This window comes from Aquirufa ecclesiirivi (assembly GCF_011250515.1).
Taxonomy (GTDB): Bacteria; Bacteroidota; Bacteroidia; order Cytophagales; family Spirosomataceae; genus Aquirufa; species Aquirufa ecclesiirivi.
Genome location: NZ_JAANOP010000011.1, coordinates 65,817 through 82,334 on the forward strand (window position 1 = coordinate 65,817; position 16,518 = coordinate 82,334).

At 36.0% G+C, this 16,518-nt stretch carries 12 protein-coding genes and 1 rRNA gene; 3 read left to right on the plus strand and 10 right to left on the minus strand.

Annotated elements, in window-relative coordinates; genetic code table 11:
• Nucleotides 1-1,302: 1,302 nt before the first annotated feature.
• Complete coding sequence (locus tag G9H65_RS12890) at nt 1,303-3,156, plus strand: YgiQ family radical SAM protein (protein WP_166375748.1); 1,854 nt, start codon at nt 1,303-1,305, stop codon at nt 3,154-3,156.
• Nucleotides 3,157-3,170: 14 nt separating this feature from the next.
• Nucleotides 3,171-3,380: a zinc ribbon domain-containing protein YjdM gene (locus G9H65_RS12895; RefSeq protein ID WP_109322565.1), complete on the plus strand. Its 210-nt coding sequence runs from the start codon at nt 3,171-3,173 to the stop codon at nt 3,378-3,380.
• Between the two features lie 225 nt (nt 3,381-3,605).
• On the opposite strand, the gene G9H65_RS12900 is transcribed toward G9H65_RS12895, so the two are convergent.
• The 9 genes from G9H65_RS12900 to rmuC all read right to left on the minus strand — a co-directional run bounded on the left by G9H65_RS12900 (nt 3,606) and on the right by rmuC (nt 15,731).
• Nucleotides 3,606-4,115, minus strand: coding sequence for a GNAT family N-acetyltransferase (locus tag G9H65_RS12900; protein WP_166375749.1), 510 nt, complete (start codon nt 4,113-4,115; stop codon nt 3,606-3,608).
• Between the two features lie 198 nt (nt 4,116-4,313).
• Nucleotides 4,314-6,212 carry a UvrD-helicase domain-containing protein gene (locus G9H65_RS12905; RefSeq protein ID WP_166375750.1) on the minus strand — a complete coding sequence of 633 codons (1,899 nt, stop codon included), beginning with the start codon at nt 6,210-6,212 and terminating at the stop codon, nt 4,314-4,316.
• An 11-nt stretch (nt 6,213-6,223) separates the two neighbouring features.
• On the minus strand, nt 6,224-8,416 hold the full coding sequence (locus G9H65_RS12910; RefSeq protein WP_166375751.1) for an AAA family ATPase: 2,193 nt from the start codon (nt 8,414-8,416) through the stop codon (nt 6,224-6,226).
• 183 nt (nt 8,417-8,599) lie between these two features.
• Nucleotides 8,600-9,628, minus strand: a complete 1,029-nt coding sequence (locus G9H65_RS12915) for a TIR domain-containing protein (protein ID WP_166375752.1) — start codon at nt 9,626-9,628, stop codon at nt 8,600-8,602.
• A 384-nt stretch (nt 9,629-10,012) separates the two neighbouring features.
• Complete coding sequence (locus G9H65_RS12920) at nt 10,013-10,693, minus strand: ABC transporter ATP-binding protein (protein ID WP_166375753.1); 681 nt, start codon at nt 10,691-10,693, stop codon at nt 10,013-10,015.
• Nucleotides 10,690-11,577, minus strand: coding sequence for an ABC transporter permease (locus G9H65_RS12925; RefSeq protein WP_166375754.1), 888 nt, complete (start codon nt 11,575-11,577; stop codon nt 10,690-10,692). The genes G9H65_RS12920 and G9H65_RS12925 overlap by 4 nt, the downstream gene beginning before the upstream one ends.
• 694 nt (nt 11,578-12,271) lie before the next feature.
• Entirely contained in the window at nt 12,272-12,481 is a 210-nt protein-coding gene (locus G9H65_RS12930) for a hypothetical protein (RefSeq protein ID WP_166375755.1), read from the minus strand.
• Nucleotides 12,482-12,581: 100 nt separating this feature from the next.
• Entirely contained in the window at nt 12,582-13,283 is a 702-nt protein-coding gene (locus G9H65_RS12935; protein WP_166375756.1) for a DUF6090 family protein, read from the minus strand.
• A gap of 1,146 nt (nt 13,284-14,429) precedes the next feature.
• Entirely contained in the window at nt 14,430-15,731 is a 1,302-nt protein-coding gene (rmuC, locus tag G9H65_RS12940; protein ID WP_166375757.1) for a DNA recombination protein RmuC, read from the minus strand.
• A gap of 225 nt (nt 15,732-15,956) precedes the next feature.
• Here rmuC and G9H65_RS12945 point away from each other — a divergent pair, with 225 nt between their 5' ends.
• The gene (locus G9H65_RS12945; protein WP_235927519.1) at nt 15,957-16,316 is read left to right on the plus strand and encodes a four helix bundle protein; all 360 of its coding nucleotides are present in this window, start codon (nt 15,957-15,959) and stop codon (nt 16,314-16,316) included.
• An 84-nt stretch (nt 16,317-16,400) separates the two neighbouring features.
• Here G9H65_RS12945 and rrf read toward each other — a convergent pair.
• A 5S ribosomal RNA gene (rrf, locus tag G9H65_RS12950) occupies nt 16,401-16,512 on the minus strand.
• Between the last annotated feature and the right edge of the window lie 6 nt (nt 16,513-16,518).

A 16,518-nucleotide genomic window follows, 5' to 3' on the forward strand; every position in this document is an offset into this window, starting at 1 on the left:
AAAGGAAATTGTAAATGATGAATTATAAAATATAAATGTTGTTGTTTCATTTAAATTTTAATCACTAATACCTATTGAGGTTAATCCAACGAAAGATGGGAACGCAGCATGAGCGAAGCGGAAGGCGGATATTTGACCTTGCGCATAGGCTCTGTGCGATGGCGTCAAAGATTAAAGCCGTATGCGGAGTGACAATCGGTTCCGCGCAGCGGAATTCGTCTTAGGGTTAACCGCATTTCTTCTGTTTTTTTTGTTTCTTTTTTTATGAAAAAAAAGAAATACCATATGAATTAAATCTTCGGCAAAACTATTTTCTAGGACTCTTTCTTGTTGTTTTAACAATAGCATTATGTTTCAGCAAATACTAAGGCTTTTCTTTTTTTATGAAAAAAAAGAAAGACCATATGAATTAAATCTTCGGTAAAGCTATTTTCTAGGAGTTGTAACAATAACACTATGTTTCAGCAAATACTAAGGCTTTTCTTTTTTTGAAAAAAAAGAAACAAAAAAACTTCTTTTTTTGTCGTTCAGCAAAGGCGAATTTCGCTTCGCGAAACCGTGATTCACTCCGCTATCGCCTATATTTTTGACGCCGACGCGCATCGCCTATGCTGAGGTCAAAACCTCGTCTATCGCTGCGTTCATCACCTTTCGCTCGTGCTGACCGACGGTATTTTCTATCAAAAAATCTACATTCTTCATTTTACATTCTACATTGAACGGTTAACCACAGGGCGTGGCGAATGTTAGAAAATAGGTATTTGCAATCTCAAGTTAAAGTTGGCTTCGAGAGCCTCAGCCAACATCGAGAGCCTCAGCTAAATATTATTCTACATTCTTCATTCTACATTGACTGGTTAATCCCAACGAAAGATGGGAACGAAGCATGAGCGAAGCAAAAGGAAATTGTAAATGATGAATTATAAAGTATAAATGGTGGTGGCAAATTTTACATCTTAATCCCTTAACCCTAATAACAAAACGGTTAATCCCAATGAAAGATTGAAGCGTAGCATGAGCGAAGCGGAAGGCGGATATTTGACCTTGCGCATAGGCCATGTGCGATGGCGTCAAAGATTAAAGCCGTATGCGGAGTGACAATCGGTTCCGCGCAGCGGAATTCGTCTTAGGATTAACCGTATTTCTTCTATTTTTTTTGTTTCTTTTTTTATGAAAAAAAAGAAAGACCAAAGTAGTCTATGCTCAATCAAGTTCTTGTTATAGAATATTCGACATGATCCTGCAAAACATGTTGATAATCGAAGAATAGGTAAAACACCCAATTTCCACTAATTTTGTAGCATGGAAGAAAGACCGATCACCGACTGGTTACCCTTAACAAAAAAAGAAGTAGAAAAACGCGGCTGGGACGAGCTAGATGTTATTTTAATATCCGGCGACGCCTACGTAGACCATCCTTCTTTTGGCACTGCAGTGATTGGTCGAATCATGGAAAGTGAAGGTTTAAAAGTGGGGATTGTAGCCCAACCCAACTGGCAAGATGATTTACGTGATTTCAAGAAATTAGGTAAACCCAAGTATTTTTTTGGTGTAACCGCCGGTTGCATGGATTCCATGGTGAATCATTATACGGCCAACCGTCGCTTACGTTCCAATGATTCCTATACCCCTGGCGGGGAAGCAGGTTTTAGACCTGATTATGCCACGACGGTGTATTCCAACATCCTTAAAGAAATTTATCCCGATGTTCCTGTCTTGATTGGAGGAATAGAAGCGTCCTTACGTCGGGTGACGCATTATGATTACTGGGCCGACAAATTATTTCCTTCGGTTCTAGTAGATTCCAAAGCTGATGTATTGGTCTATGGCATGGGCGAGCAGCCTTTGCGCGAGATTATCCGTGGCGTGAAAAGCGGGATTCCTTTAACGGAGTTAACGAATATCAATCAGGTCGCATTTTTACAGCCCAAAGAGGCTGCTTTACCGGTGGTGGATTCCTGGGAAACCGTGGAATTAAGCAGTCATGAAGATTGCTTGGTGGACAAAATTAAATACGCCGCCAATTTCAAGATAGTAGAGGTGGAGTCCAATAAATGGCAGGCCAATCGGATTATACAACAAGTAGGGGATCAAACCTTAGTTATTAATCCCCCTTTCAAAACCATGGATGAGGTGGAGATGGATCGCTCTTTTGATTTGCCTTATACCCGTTTACCTCATCCCAAATACCGCAAAAGAGGGCCTATTCCCGCTTTTGAGATGATTAAATTCTCGGTCAACATGCACCGAGGTTGTTTTGGAGGTTGTAGTTTTTGTACCATTTCGGCCCATCAAGGGAAGTTCATTGCTTCTCGAAGTGAGAAATCCATCATGAAGGAGGTCGATCAAATCACGAAATCACCGGATTTCAAAGGATACATTTCTGATTTGGGAGGACCATCGGCCAACATGTACAAGATGCGGGGCAAAGACGAGTCCATTTGTGCGCGTTGTTCTAGTCCTAGCTGCATTCACCCCGTGATTTGTTCCAATTTGGATACATCCCACAAACCTTTGACGGAGATTTACAAAAAGGTTGATGCGCATCCAGGCATCAAGAAAGCCTTTGTGGGTTCGGGAGTGCGTTATGATTTATTGGTGGATGATTTCAATAAGAATAATTCCGACATGAACCACGATGAATACATGGAGCAATTGATTACGCGCCATGTATCCGGCCGATTGAAAGTGGCTCCCGAGCATACCTCGGATGCAACCTTGCGGGTTATGCGCAAGCCTTCTTTTAAGTATTTCAGGAAGTTCAAAGAAAAATACGATGCCATTTCAGCCAAGCATGGTTTGAAACAGCCTTTGATTCCTTATTTCATTTCTTCTCACCCAGGATGTGAGGAAGTGGACATGGCCAATTTGGCGGCAGAAACGAAGGACTTAGGCTTTCACTTGGAACAAGTACAGGATTTCACTCCAACGCCCATGACGGTGGCCGAGGTGATTTATTATACAGGCGTTCATCCCTATACCTTGCAGCCGATTTATACGGCCAAAACCAAGGAAGAGAAGCAAAATCAAAATAAGTATTTCTTTTGGTACAAAGCCGAGTTCAAGGATTGGATTCGTAACCGTTTGACCAAATTACAGCGGCCCGACTTAGCACAGCGCTTATTGGGCTTTAGAAATAGGAACCAAAAATATTAATCAAATTATAGCACATGGAAGTTAAAGACAGCAACGGTAATTTATTGAATGACGGAGATTCAGTAACAGTAATTAAGGACTTAAAAGTACGTGGGTCATCTGGCGTCATCAAGCGTGGCACCATGGTGCGCAACATCCGCTTAACCGACTTTGAAGGCGAGGTAGAAGGCAAAGTAGAAAAAACGATGATGGTCTTGAAGACGGAGTTTTTGAAGAAAGCGTAAGTAAATGGTGAGTGGTACATGGTATGAGGGGGGCACATACAGCCTGCCTTAGCTTTAGTAATTGAGGTTTATATATAAATTATTAGGACTTGAATTCTTGAAATAGATGCAGCAGCTGTTTCCTAATAATTTATGAAATATTGAATCTATTTTTTGAAATTGATTTCAAAACAGATGACAATGTTATTGTTAGAATATTTGTATGAAATAGGTAAGGATCACAAACTAGGTATGAAATACTAATTTCCAGTTTAGCAATACTTCTGTCTCCCTAATTTTAATAAAATTATTTTTTTCTAGTACTTTGAAAGAGGCGGTATTTGTTTTGTCAGTCGAAGCAATAATTGCTTTTACGATTTGTTGTTTTTTTGCCCATTCAATAATACCACCTACAATTTCTGTCATATATCCCTTTCCTTGAAACTCGTTATAAGTTCCATAGCCAATTTCAATTTCACCTTCTGTGTTTGGTTCACCAACTATACATAAGTCGCCAATCATTTTGTTTTCAGTTTTTGAAATTGCTGTCCAAAGTGTCGAATACAAATAGTTTTTAGTTTTATCCGCTACGTTTGGTAAAATAGTTTGTTCAAATGCTTCTTTTAGTTCAGGGGAAATTGTTCTTGAAGTTTTATTCAAGTTCAGTTCTTCTTCCAAGGAGTTGTCGCATTTAATGTATTTAATTAACTGATTATAAGTTAATGGTTTTAAGATAAGTCGATTCGTTTCAATCATTTGGTTGATATTGTCTTTTTCTATTTTGTTTCGTTATTGATCTACAATGAACATTAACGGTTGGCAGATTTTTGGAGGCGGGGATTAGAAAGAACCAAAGCTTAAATTTAGTACCAAAGCTAATAGAAACTACAAATGTTCAGCCCAGTTCTAAAACCCTACTTTTGCCAAACCAGTGTTATATGCAGTACTTATTTGTTATAATAGTTCTATTTCAGATTCATGAAACCAGCCATATTTTTTGACATTTTCTTTTACTAGTGTTGGATTGTCAGTGTAAGCTACTATTGCAAGACTTTCCTTTGCTCTACTACAAGCGACATAAAAAAGTCGCTTTGTCCTATCTATTCCAGTTTCTTTTCCTGCATTAACTTTATTCTTGTCATCTGCTGTAAGATCTTTTGATCCGAATAATTTGTCATAGCTAAACATAAAACCTCTTGCCTCTACATCATCAATTATGACCATTACTCTTGGGTATTCCAACCCTTTAACGCCTTGATGTGTAGAAAATGCTGATTTATTAGAAAGATAAGTACAATAGTTTTCGACTTGAGAAAATGCAGTTTGAATCACAATGTCTAAGGCTTCTATGAAATAATCTGGTTTTTCATCTTCTTCCTCATCACTAATTTGTATTCTGAAATTTTCCTTTTCTTCTTCTGTTCTTGAAGTAATAATGTTTAACATATTATGTATTGGAAAAAGTGAATTGGCCTTAATTATATCCAATATTTCAATTAATTTGGGATCTTTATCATCCTCCCAAAGTGCTAAAAGTTTATTCACACTTTCATTTGCTATCTTAATATTATTGGTTTGATTTTTCGCTTTTTCCAAAGTCTTTTTATCTAACCAAATTGAATATTGCTTTACAATACGCGCAATTGAAAATTTATCGTTTTTTTTATAGGCTTCTACTAAAGGAAGAACTATTTTGGTAAATACACTTAAAAAAGAAAGAGAACCATCGAGCAGACCTGTTTTGAATTTTTCGACTCTATATAAAGGTTCAAAAAGTTCAAAAAACCCCATCCTTTTAGCAGCCATATGATGTTCCAAAACAAGAGTCATAACCTCATAATCTTTTGAACCCCATTTTGGATCTTTGGTTAAGAGAAACATTTTTTCTGAAACAGTTTCTTCAACCTTTGTTTTGTTTGATATTCTGTCAACAATATAAAGTCTAACAAATCCTTCCATTTTTTCAGTTCTAGGCATCTGTTCTTGCCCATCTACATCTTTTCTAATTTCATTTATTAATTTAACAATTCGCTTGTTAGAACGATGATTCAATTGTTTTGCAGGCCTCAACCAATCTGCAGGCAAATTGATTCCTAAATCCTCTTTGCCATCTGAATAAATTCTTTGCATTATATCTCCAAATAATCCTAAAGAGAAGTTGTCTTTTTTATTTTGCTGCAGTGTAAATAAAGCATCAATTAACTCCTTTTTTGTGTCTTGACTTTCATCAACAAGTACGATTGGGAATTTGGAAACAATAACATCCTGCATCAAAGTCTTTGTCTGGATGAAATATGATGTAATACTTATTACTTCAGAATGATTTAATGAGTCTTTTGAAACATTATCACCGTTAGGATTGTACACAAATTTTGTGATTTGGCTAAGATTATTTAGTCGATTTTGTTTTGACTCTATTTTTCTTGCTCTATCTACAGAAGTTTTATTTTTAAGGTCTCTACTTTTTGATTGAGCTTCTTCTAATTCAGCGATAGATTTGTCTAAATCTAATTTGAGCCATTTCTTTATATCCGTTGTTAAGGATTTAATTAATTCCCAAGAAAAACTATGTATTGTACTCACATAGAAAATAGAATCAAATTCTAATCTATGCTTTATTTCATCAGCAGCAGCATTTGTATAAGTAATTATTGCAATTTTCTGATTGTATAATTTATATGAGTCTCCGAACTCATTCTTGAATTTCGATAAAACATTTACTAGAGTCCGAGTCTTGCCAGATCCTGCTCCTGCAAATAGAAAGAAGCTTTTGGGATTAGTTGGATTAAAGCATTGATAAATGTAGTCATCTACATTATCATCAAGTGTATTATCTAAAATTGGTTTACTCATGATTTATACAATTATGTTTGTTGTAAGCCAGTTTTTTGTACAATTAACTTTGATTCAAGCCAATCTAAACCTTCTTTGATATAAGTAGGTGTTATTAATTTGTTTGGTTCCTCAAAGAATAAAAGCTCTAATGCAAACTCAGCTTTTTTGGCTCCGTTTGCAGTAATGAAATCGAACATTGATTGTGCAGACTTTTCAATATCCGTTTCCTTCGCTGCTATAATCATTTTTTTCAAAAGTCCTGTGCCTTGAGTTAATGCTTGAAATATCTCCCTATTTTCCAATACAAGTGCATCTTCAAAAGTATATGGGTTTACCTTTACGTCTTTTTTGCCATCATTTAAAGATATTGGTATCTGAAAAGTTACTTTTATTGGAAAGGTTTTATCTACTTTATCAGTACTCTGCAATTCCAATAGTATGTCCAAATCGGACTCATTGGGAATCCAAGTTTTCAATGTGTCATTACCTGATTTAAACCCTTTGCTCTTTAATGGTTTTACTTTTGATCCATTAATGGTCGGGTTTATTGAATCAATATCTGTAATTATCAAAGTTATTACCCCTAAATTCTCTATTAATGGTTTTAATCTATGAGCATGACTGCCTCCAATCTCTAATATGGATATATAACAATTGTTGAGTTTTGTATAGTGTTTTATAAAGTATGGTATCAACATCCTTTCAGCGGGACCCTCGACCAATATTACTGCATCAGCAAAAAACAAATCACAATGAGTAGTTCTTAAATATCGAATTGCAAACTTTGTAGTATCGTCATCATTTCCAAATGTTTTGGAAAGGTTTACAACTGTTGATGTGTTGATATTGCCAGGTGCTCCAATTTCTCTTTTAAAGTAACGTAAGCTAGTAAAAGCTATTTCATGTGCAACATGATTGGAATGAGTACTTATAATTAGCTGAGTAGAAAATACCTTTTTTTCTCCTAATTCTTTGTGCATCCTTAATACTTTGTATGCTTCCTTAATAAAAACTTGTTGCACTTGTGCATGTAAATGTGCTTCTGGCTCTTCAACTAAAACAAGATGTAGCGGTTCAAAAAATATTTCTGTATCAGTAGGATTTAAACTTTTTCCAACCTTCATCCATTCATCTCGAAATCTGATTAGTTTAAATATCATTGAAATTAAATTCTGATAACCCAAGCCATTATATTTCTCAGGAAGTGAAAGTCCAGAAACCCCGTCATCCAAAATATATTGAACCGATGAATCATGTTGAAGACTATCTACAGTGTTTATCTGACTTGATAAATTAATTTTTGGATTCCCAAAGCCAGGATAGTTTAATAGTTCTAATTCACCTAGGGCTATTTTAAAACTCTCTTTGAGATTTTTGTCAAAGGTTTCCTTGGCATCGTGAATTAATTGTAATGCAGCAATGTCTTCCGTTGTTGGATTAATTGTTGGGTTTAAATGTTTGTCGTAGTAGCTTCTTAATTGTGATGAAAGGTTTTTTGAATTGTTTCCGTCAGTTCCGTCAGTATTAGCGTCAGAAAATCCACGTTGAGCATTTATAATGTCAACCTTTATCAGTTTATTAAATGCTTCCCCTTCAATAGGTTTGTCAAATTCTGAGAGCGATTGAGGAGAATCTTTGAGTAAGGGATCTAGTAAATATGTCTTAACAGCGAAATGTGAATTCAATTTTTTCTCTAAAAAATCCCACATGTTTTTTGGCCAAAGATTAAAAGTAGATGTTTCTTTTTCCTTTGTAGGAGTACCGATTATTTTACTTGAGTTTTTACATGCAGCTGTAAATTCCTTATAAAGATCTTCGATTTTTGAGGGTTCATATCTAAGTCTAACTCCCAATAAGCCACCAGTCCAATCTAATGTTGGAATAAGATTACTAACATGATGTAATTCATGATTTTCTATCTTGATCCAAATGTCTAAAACAGGTAGTTGTGCTTCCCATTCTTTTATAGTTAAATCTATTTTTAAAGGGTCTTTTTCTGTTAACCATTTATTCCCAATTATATTTATGCAGCTCCAATTTGACAAAGTGAAATCTTTAGTATTAAATTTATTTCTCGATTTGAAAAATAATATTAGTGCATCCATTGCCGAAGTCTTCCCACTATTATTAGCACCAACGAATATTGTTTCTTTTTCAGAAAAGTCAATTTTACAGTTTTTTAGTTTTCTGAAGTTTTGGATATGAATAAAATCGATAAGCATAAAGTCTAAATTTATTGAAGATATATAGTAAGCAGTTCTTTTTGTATTGTACATAATGGTTTGCAACTACAAGAAGTTGGTGAATTCGAAGCTAAAACTGTCTTCCACCACAAAATTTAATATGTAACCCAAAGCTTCATTTAACCACTGACCCGCCAATTTCTAGTAGGTACTGTTCATCTTTTAGGTCAATTCGTCAAGAAAGCGGTTTAACATATATGGCAATTCTTTAACGTACATCATAGATTCCTTTCTCATTCCATACATTTCTCTCATCATTGGATGCCCTAAAGTGAATTCAAGCATTTCTCTGAATTCTCCAACAGACTCTAACTTGCTTTCTTTGCTATTTTTTGATTTTAAAACTTCTACTAAATCTTTTCCGAGATCATATACCCAAGGAAAGTCATTTTTGAAAAAACTTAAAGCTATTAGAAATCCAAAGTAGCTTTTACCGTGTTTGCTTGAAATATGCATCATTTCTTCCAAGAACATTGGATGAAATTTTCGGGACATTCTTTTAAAGTCGATATCAAAATTCATGTTCTTTTCAAGTCTCATTTGTTGCTCTTGCATTAGTTTTCGCAATTCGTCAACATTCTCGTAAAGTTTGTTGTCGGGATTCCTAAGAAGCTTTTGATTATTTCTTGATAAATCAAGAATTTCTTCTAAAATCTCAGAATTGTGAATTTTGCTGTCATCAACCTTTTTTGTGTCCTCAGGTTCATCTATAATTCCCTTTAATTTATTTAATTCTTCTTCTAGAGTTGGATACCAAACTTCAAAGGCCTTTTCAAGCATTCCGTCAGTTATGCAATTTTCGCCACATGCTTTGTTAAGAGTATTTAAGAGTTTTTTGATGTCCTCCTTTTGAAAAATTGTTGATTGGAATTGAAGAATAGGGCCATTTACCTCAGAACGTTTAATGTCAAATAGAAATGGGCTTACAAATGATTTGTCCATAGTTTTTGATAACGCTCCAGCCTCAAATGAAAGCCAAGGAGCATTCATATTTTCTTTTGTGACGCATAAAATTCCAAAAGTTGAATTTTCAAGTTCTTTTGCAATGTCTGTACTCCACCTAGCTCCTTTATCAATGTCCTCAGATGAAACATATGGTTCAATGGATTGAATTACAGAAGGAAACCATTCTCTAAAAACTAATGCAACTTTATGGCTCTTATTGCCTGACCAACTTATAAATACTTTCATTCTATTTTCGTTTGTTTTTCGTCTATTTGTTTCTAAGATTACCGATAATTCGTATATAACTGCTACTGCATTTCGCTTTTACGAATTCTGTCAGGCAGCTTGTAGTAGTTCATCTTTTCGAATATACATCCACCAATCTACCCAAAATCCATTTCCCCACCATATCTAAATAGGTCTAATAGCTAGACTTTGTTGTAAAGACAAATTGAAATTTTGTTAGAAAATGAACCATAAAAATTGAGAACATGCCGTTTAATCCATTATTGGGATGAACATGGAGGTATTTTGGCTAAAAATTGGCAAGAAAATAGCTAAGAGAAAGCTATTAACCGTTCGTGTAAAATGCTTCCATGGAAGGCTATATAGGAAAGCCTCATGGGCGTCTTATGCCAATCCTAATTTGTCTAATTTCTTACCTAGGGTCATTTGCTTGATTTCTGTTTCCAAGGCGGCAAAGTCTGGCTTTTGAACAGACTTGATCAAATTCCCTTGGCTCATCACCTGTATTTCATCACAGGTATCACTCAAGGTGGAGAATATATGCGAGGAAATAATCACGGTCTTACCCAGTGCTTTGAGTTGATGAATGATTTCGGTAATCAGGATATTACTTTGTATATCCACCCCATTAAATGGCTCGTCCAAGATAAAATACTCGTTGCCCTGCAGTAAAATGGCCGTCAAGGCTAATTTCTTCTTCATTCCCGTGGAATAAGTCGCCGCATATTGGTTCAATGGCAAATCAAAAATGTTCTTGTCCTCCATGTTGGAGATTTGGATGTCCCTGGCTTGGCACAGCAAGTGTAGGTATTCTTTGCCTGTTATTTTTGGAAAGAAGAAAGGTTCTGTCAACAATAAACCCAGGTGATTTTTAAGAGGTGTCAGATGGGAGAGGATCTCACCTTCGTTGTCTTCTAAACCAGCTATGCACCTAAATAAGGTGGTCTTTCCGGCACCATTTTCACCCACAATACCATATACTTTCCCTTGTTCAAAATCCAAGTGGATTTGTTTCAACACTTCCTTGGTCCCATATTGCTTGGATAAGTTTCGGATGGATATCATTTCAATAAACGCTTAAGGCGGTTTTCAGATTTTTTGAAATAGTAAGGAATGAATATTAGTAGTAAGGGCGGAAACCAGAGGCATAACGCCAACAAGATACTGGGTGCAAGGTATATTTCATTGGGATACTCGGAATATTTGCTCACAATCATAGATATCAAAAATGCCCAAGCAAGTACCATGAAAAGCAAGATGATGCCCATGTTTTGATAAAAGAAATAGGAGAGAAGCAGTGCTATGGGCAAAGCCAGTAAAGTAGAATAAAGTAGGGCCGTTTTTATTTTCCTCAACAAAAATGCTCTCGGTTTCAGATGGAATGACCAAACGTAATATTCATTTTCTGCTTTGGAATGGTAAAATAGGCATGTGGTAAATACAATCAACAAAGCGAATAGCCCCAAATTGAAATTGTTCTGTACCACAGCCATCACAGCCAAGGCGTAGGCCATAATAAACAGGTAAAATGTATTTCTAAAACCCACCGTAAATTCAAAAGGTCTTTTTGAAAATGGCGTCCACAGGGTCCATTGGAAGGCGGTTTTGAAATGACTGAGTGCCATTAGGATAACCAATGCAACTAATAATGCCAGATAAACAAAAAGCTGTTGATACAGCAGAAAAGCTAGAAATGGCACAGAAGCCAATACATTCTCGCAAATTCTAATTTTTTTCATGCCTGAATCGCCAAAACAAAGGCGCAGAAACTCCGTTCTCCGCTTTTCAGACAAATTCCCAATCAGCGACAGTGCCACAAGCAAGTAAATATAGGGGGCAAATTCCGTGCTTTGAAACAGGTACACAGAAAGTCCAAGGAACAAAGCAGTCATTAGAACATAAGCCAATAGTGGATGTATCCCCGCATCTTTCAAATGGCGGTTGCACATCTTAACTTGAAGTTCAATATATTCTTTCAGTAGGGAGTTGTTTGAAGATATTAAAATACGCTAAAATGATTCATTGACATAACCGTTCGTGTAAAATGTAGAATGTAAAATTAAGAATGTAGAATTCAAAAATTGACAAACGGGTCAACTCTAATCAGGGAAGTGCATGTAGAATGAAACACTACCATTTATACTTTATAATTCATCATTTACAATTTCCTTCCCGCCTGCCGATTCGCTCATGCTGCGTTCATCACCTTTCGCAAGGCTGCACGACGGAGTTTTCTATCAAAAAATCTACATCCTTCATTTTATATTGAACGGTTAATCCTACGAAAGATGATGAACGCAGCATGAGCGAAGCGGCAGGCGGATATTTGACCTTGCGCAAGGGCTGTGTGCGTTTGCGTCAAAGATTAAAGCCGTATGCGGAGTGAACATCGTTTCCGCGAAGCGGAATTCGTTTTGGATTAACCGTATTTCCTCTGTTTTTTTTGTTTCTTTTTTTATAAAAAAAAGAAAGACCATGAAAAGAATTGTTCCAATTAAGTTAATGATAAAATGAAAAAGAATAAGCCAGCCCTTTATCGTTTCATCATATCATTAGGATTTTCTCTTTTTATGAAAAAAAAGAAATGCCTTAGAAAGTTAAGCTCCTAAAAATTGATGAATTCGAAAGAGTTTAAAATACTTTTCATTTAAAATCAAGCACTTTTCGTTTCATCATTTCATTAGGATTTTCTTTTTTTGAAAAAAAAGAAACAAAAAAACTTCTTTTTTTGTCGTTCAGCCAAGGCGAATTCCGCTTCGCGGAACCGTGATTCACTCCACTATCGCCTATACTTTTGACGCCGACGCACATCGCCCATGCTGAGGTCAAAACCTCGTCTACCGCTGCGTTCATCACATTTCGCAGGGCTGCACGACGGTGTTTTCTATCAAAAATCCTACATTCTTCATTTTACATTCTAACAGCCCTAAATCGCTATTGTGGGTTCTCTTGATTATTCAGACTCTAACTTGTCAATTTCTTGTATAATGTTTTTTGCTTGCTTAATCGCATCTTCATACGTTTTTTGATTGTATTGAGTAAAATTATCAATACCCGACAAAATAATCTTTGTCTTCTTTTTCAATATTGTCTTATCGATATCTTCATCACCATCCATTAATAAATCGACATACCTGGAAGTAAGTTTTTCGTATGCCCCTTCGACAAGAGCAATCTGTGGAATGGTTTGCTGATAATAACTCAAAATCGTATTCCTTAAGTTTTGATTTTCTATATTATTTATTTTCCCACTCGATTTAAAGCCTTCGTATCGGCCATTATTGACTAAGGTATTGATGAAATTAGTACCTGAATTGATTTGTTGGTGATTAGCTCTAATACTATCTAGTTTTTCTGGGGTGAGGTGTAAATTAAATAAAACTTGTTGCTGCGTTTTATTTAATATTTTTTTTGTCTCTTCTAGGTTTAAAATATCATTTTGTAAATCGTCTTTCAAGCCAATTAAAAATGATTTTGCATCTTTTTGTTGATGGTTTTCTTCGCTCCATGAGTGGAGCCAAATGGATAGCGTAACGGCAAATACAATAATTAAAATTTCCGTTAGAACTTCTTTTACTTTTTCACTGAAAGAATGTTTTTTATTGTTCATCTCTGAATATATTTTTTTAGTGTGTTTTATTATTTCTTCTTGCATATTTTCGATTGTTAATTTTTATGTTGATTGGTTCTTTCTGTCGTTCCTAATTAATGTATACCTTGGGTATAAGCGCTACTACATTTCGCTTATCCCTACTCTTTTATTGGCATGCCGAAACAGGTATTTCGCATTTACAGCCACGAATCTACCCAAAATCTACTTGCCTACCATATCCAGCAGGTTCGTTAGCTAGACTTTGTTGTAAAGACAAAGTGGAATTTTGGTAGAAAACAAAAAAAAGAAATAGGGAATAGGTCGTTTAATCCATCATTTGGGTGTAAAATAGTGGTATTTGGGCAAATTGCTGGCTTGAAAATAGTTATTGAAAAGCTAATAACCGTTCGTGTAAAATGCTTTTCAATTACAATTACTACTTATCATTGGATTAACCTCTCAATGTAGAATGTAAAATGTAGCATGTAGAATTTTTTGATAGAAAACTCCGTCGTGCAGCCCTGCGAAATGTGATGAACGCAGCGGTAGTAATTAGTTATTAGGGTTTAGTTATTAGTGTTTAGGATGTAAAATGCCATTGTTTGCAAATACTGTTGTCTGAAGTTCTCGTTGTTGGCTGAGGTTCTCGAAGTTGGCTGAGGCTCTCGAAGCCAACATTTAACATGTGATTACAAATCCATATTATCTGTCATTCTAAATTGAACGGTTAATCCCAACGAAAGATTGGAACGTAGCTTGAGCGAAGCGGCAGGCGGATATTTGACCCTGCGCATAGGCCATGTGCGAAAGCGTCAAATATTAAAGCCGTAAGCGGAGAGACAATCGGTTCTGCGCAGCAGAATTCGTCTTAGGATTAACCGTATTTCATCTGTTTTTTTTGTTTCTTTTTTTATGAAAAAAAAGAAAGACCAAAGAAAGTTAAGCTCCTGAAAATTGATGAATTCAAAAAAAAATATCATACTTTTCATTTAAAATCAAGCACTTATTGTTTCATTATTTCACATGGATTTTCTTTTTTATGATAAAAAAGAAATGCCTTAGAATTCTATGCTTAATCATTTCTTATTATGAAACATGCCGCTTCAGTTAACCTATCAATGTAGAATGAATAATGTAGAATCACAAAATCGATAAAACGGTCAACGTCATTCAGGCATTCACAATTCAAAATCTATAAATTATAATCTATCATTCATTCTCCTCCTCTTCATCAGAATCATCCTCCTGAATAAGACCTTGGTTGAGTTTTTTGGTGGATTTGATGCCAAGCTTATGCAGTTTCTCCGCGCGGGTAACGAGGTTGCCTTTTCCTGTACTCAACTTGTTGATGGCATTGACGTGGGCATCTTCTGCCTTTTTGATGTGCTTGCCGACGTCTTCCATGTCTTGGGTAAAGCTGACAAACTTATCGTACAAATCGCCGGCTTGTCGGGCTATTTCAATGGCATTACGAGTTTGGTATTCGGTTTTCCAAACAGAAGCAATCGTCCTCAGCGTAGCCAATAGGGTAGAAGGGGAGACCAAGACTATTTTTCTTTCCCAGGCAAAATTGAATAAAGTGGTGTCCTGAGAAATAGTCGCCACAAATCCAGATTCAATGGGGATAAATAGCAAGACAAAATCGGGGCTATTCAAGTTCAGACCTGTATGGTAATCTTTGGCAGATAATTCTTTGATGTGGTTCTTTAAGGATTCAATGTGAGCTTTAAGGGCAATCTCTTTCTCTAGGCTACCTTCCTCGGAGCTGGTGTAGCGTTCGTAGGCCACCAAAGACACTTTGCTATCAATGATCAGATTTTTATTGTCAGGCAAGAAAATCACCGCATCGGGTTTGATGCTTTCATTCATTTGATTTCTGGTCACAAATTGGGTTTCGTATTCAGATCCTTTTTTGAGGCCGGAGCTTTCCAATACACGTTCAAGGATCATTTCACCCCAGTTTCCTTGGGTTTTATTGGAGCCTTTGAGGGCATTGGTCAAATCTTCTGTTTTTTGGGTAACGGTTTGGTTGAGGCTGGTCAGGTTTTTGATTTGCTCCATCAAGACGGTACTTTGCTCCAGGCTGGTCTTTTGGCCTAGGTTGACTTTCTCTTCAAACTCCTTCAGCTTTTCTTTGAGAGGATTGAGTACGTCATTCAGCTTTACTTGTTGCTGCTCGCTGAGCACTTTCCCTTGTCGGAGCACGGATTCATTGCTGATATCTACTAACATTTTACGCATTTTATCCTCGTCGGCCTTCTGACTATCCAAGGATTCTTTGAGGCTGGTATTTTGACCTTCCAAAAGGGATATTTGGCCAAACATGCTTCTATTTTCTTGTTCTAGTTCTTGGATTTTCTTTTTGCTTTCAGCCTCCAGTGTTTGCCATTTGGCTTGTTCTTGATTGAATTGGGCCAATTGGCTTACTAGTAAATTGATTTTGCCTTGCAGTAGGAGGTAGGTGATACCGGCTCCGGCTAATATTCCGAGAAAGATGTAGAGGATAGTCATGAATGTAAAGATAGGGAAAATGTAGAATGTAGAATGTAGAATGTAGAATGTAGAATGTAGAATGTAGAATGTAGAATGTAGAATGTAGAATGTAGAATGTAGAATGTAGAATGTAGAATGTAGAATGTAGAATGTAGAATGTAGACAATCTTACAAAGATATAAGTATATTGGCATTTAATATCAATTATTTAGATTCTACCATGTTGTGTTCGTTATATATTTGATGAAAAATCAAATGAGATCTGACAATATTATTCAGGTAAAGAGTTTTCAATTTGCATTAGAGATTATACGAACAGTCAAACTTATTCAAGTTGAGGAAAAGGAATATATACTTACTAAGCAAATCTTAAGGTCTGGGACTTCGATTGGGGCAAATGTTGAAGAAGCAATAGGAGGGTCTTCAAAGAGAGATTTCTATGCAAAAATGCATATCGCATATAAAGAAGCAAGAGAAACTGGATATTGGATTAGGCTTTTAAGAGAATCCAACATTTATTGTAATGAAGAATTACAAAATAAATTAGAAGAGCTACTTAGAATTTTAGGTAGTATTTTGAAGTCAAGCCATTTATACCATTAATTCTACATTCTTCATTTTACATTCTTCATTTTACATTTAGCCAAAAAAAAGCCCACTAGAATCTAGCGGGCTTGGGTAATAATAACTTGGAGCTTACTTACTTTCCCGGGTTTGATCCCAGTATCATCAGCGGTGCGGGGCTTAACTTCTCTGTTCGAGATGGGAAGAGGTGAACACCCGTCCTATCGGCTCCATAAATCTT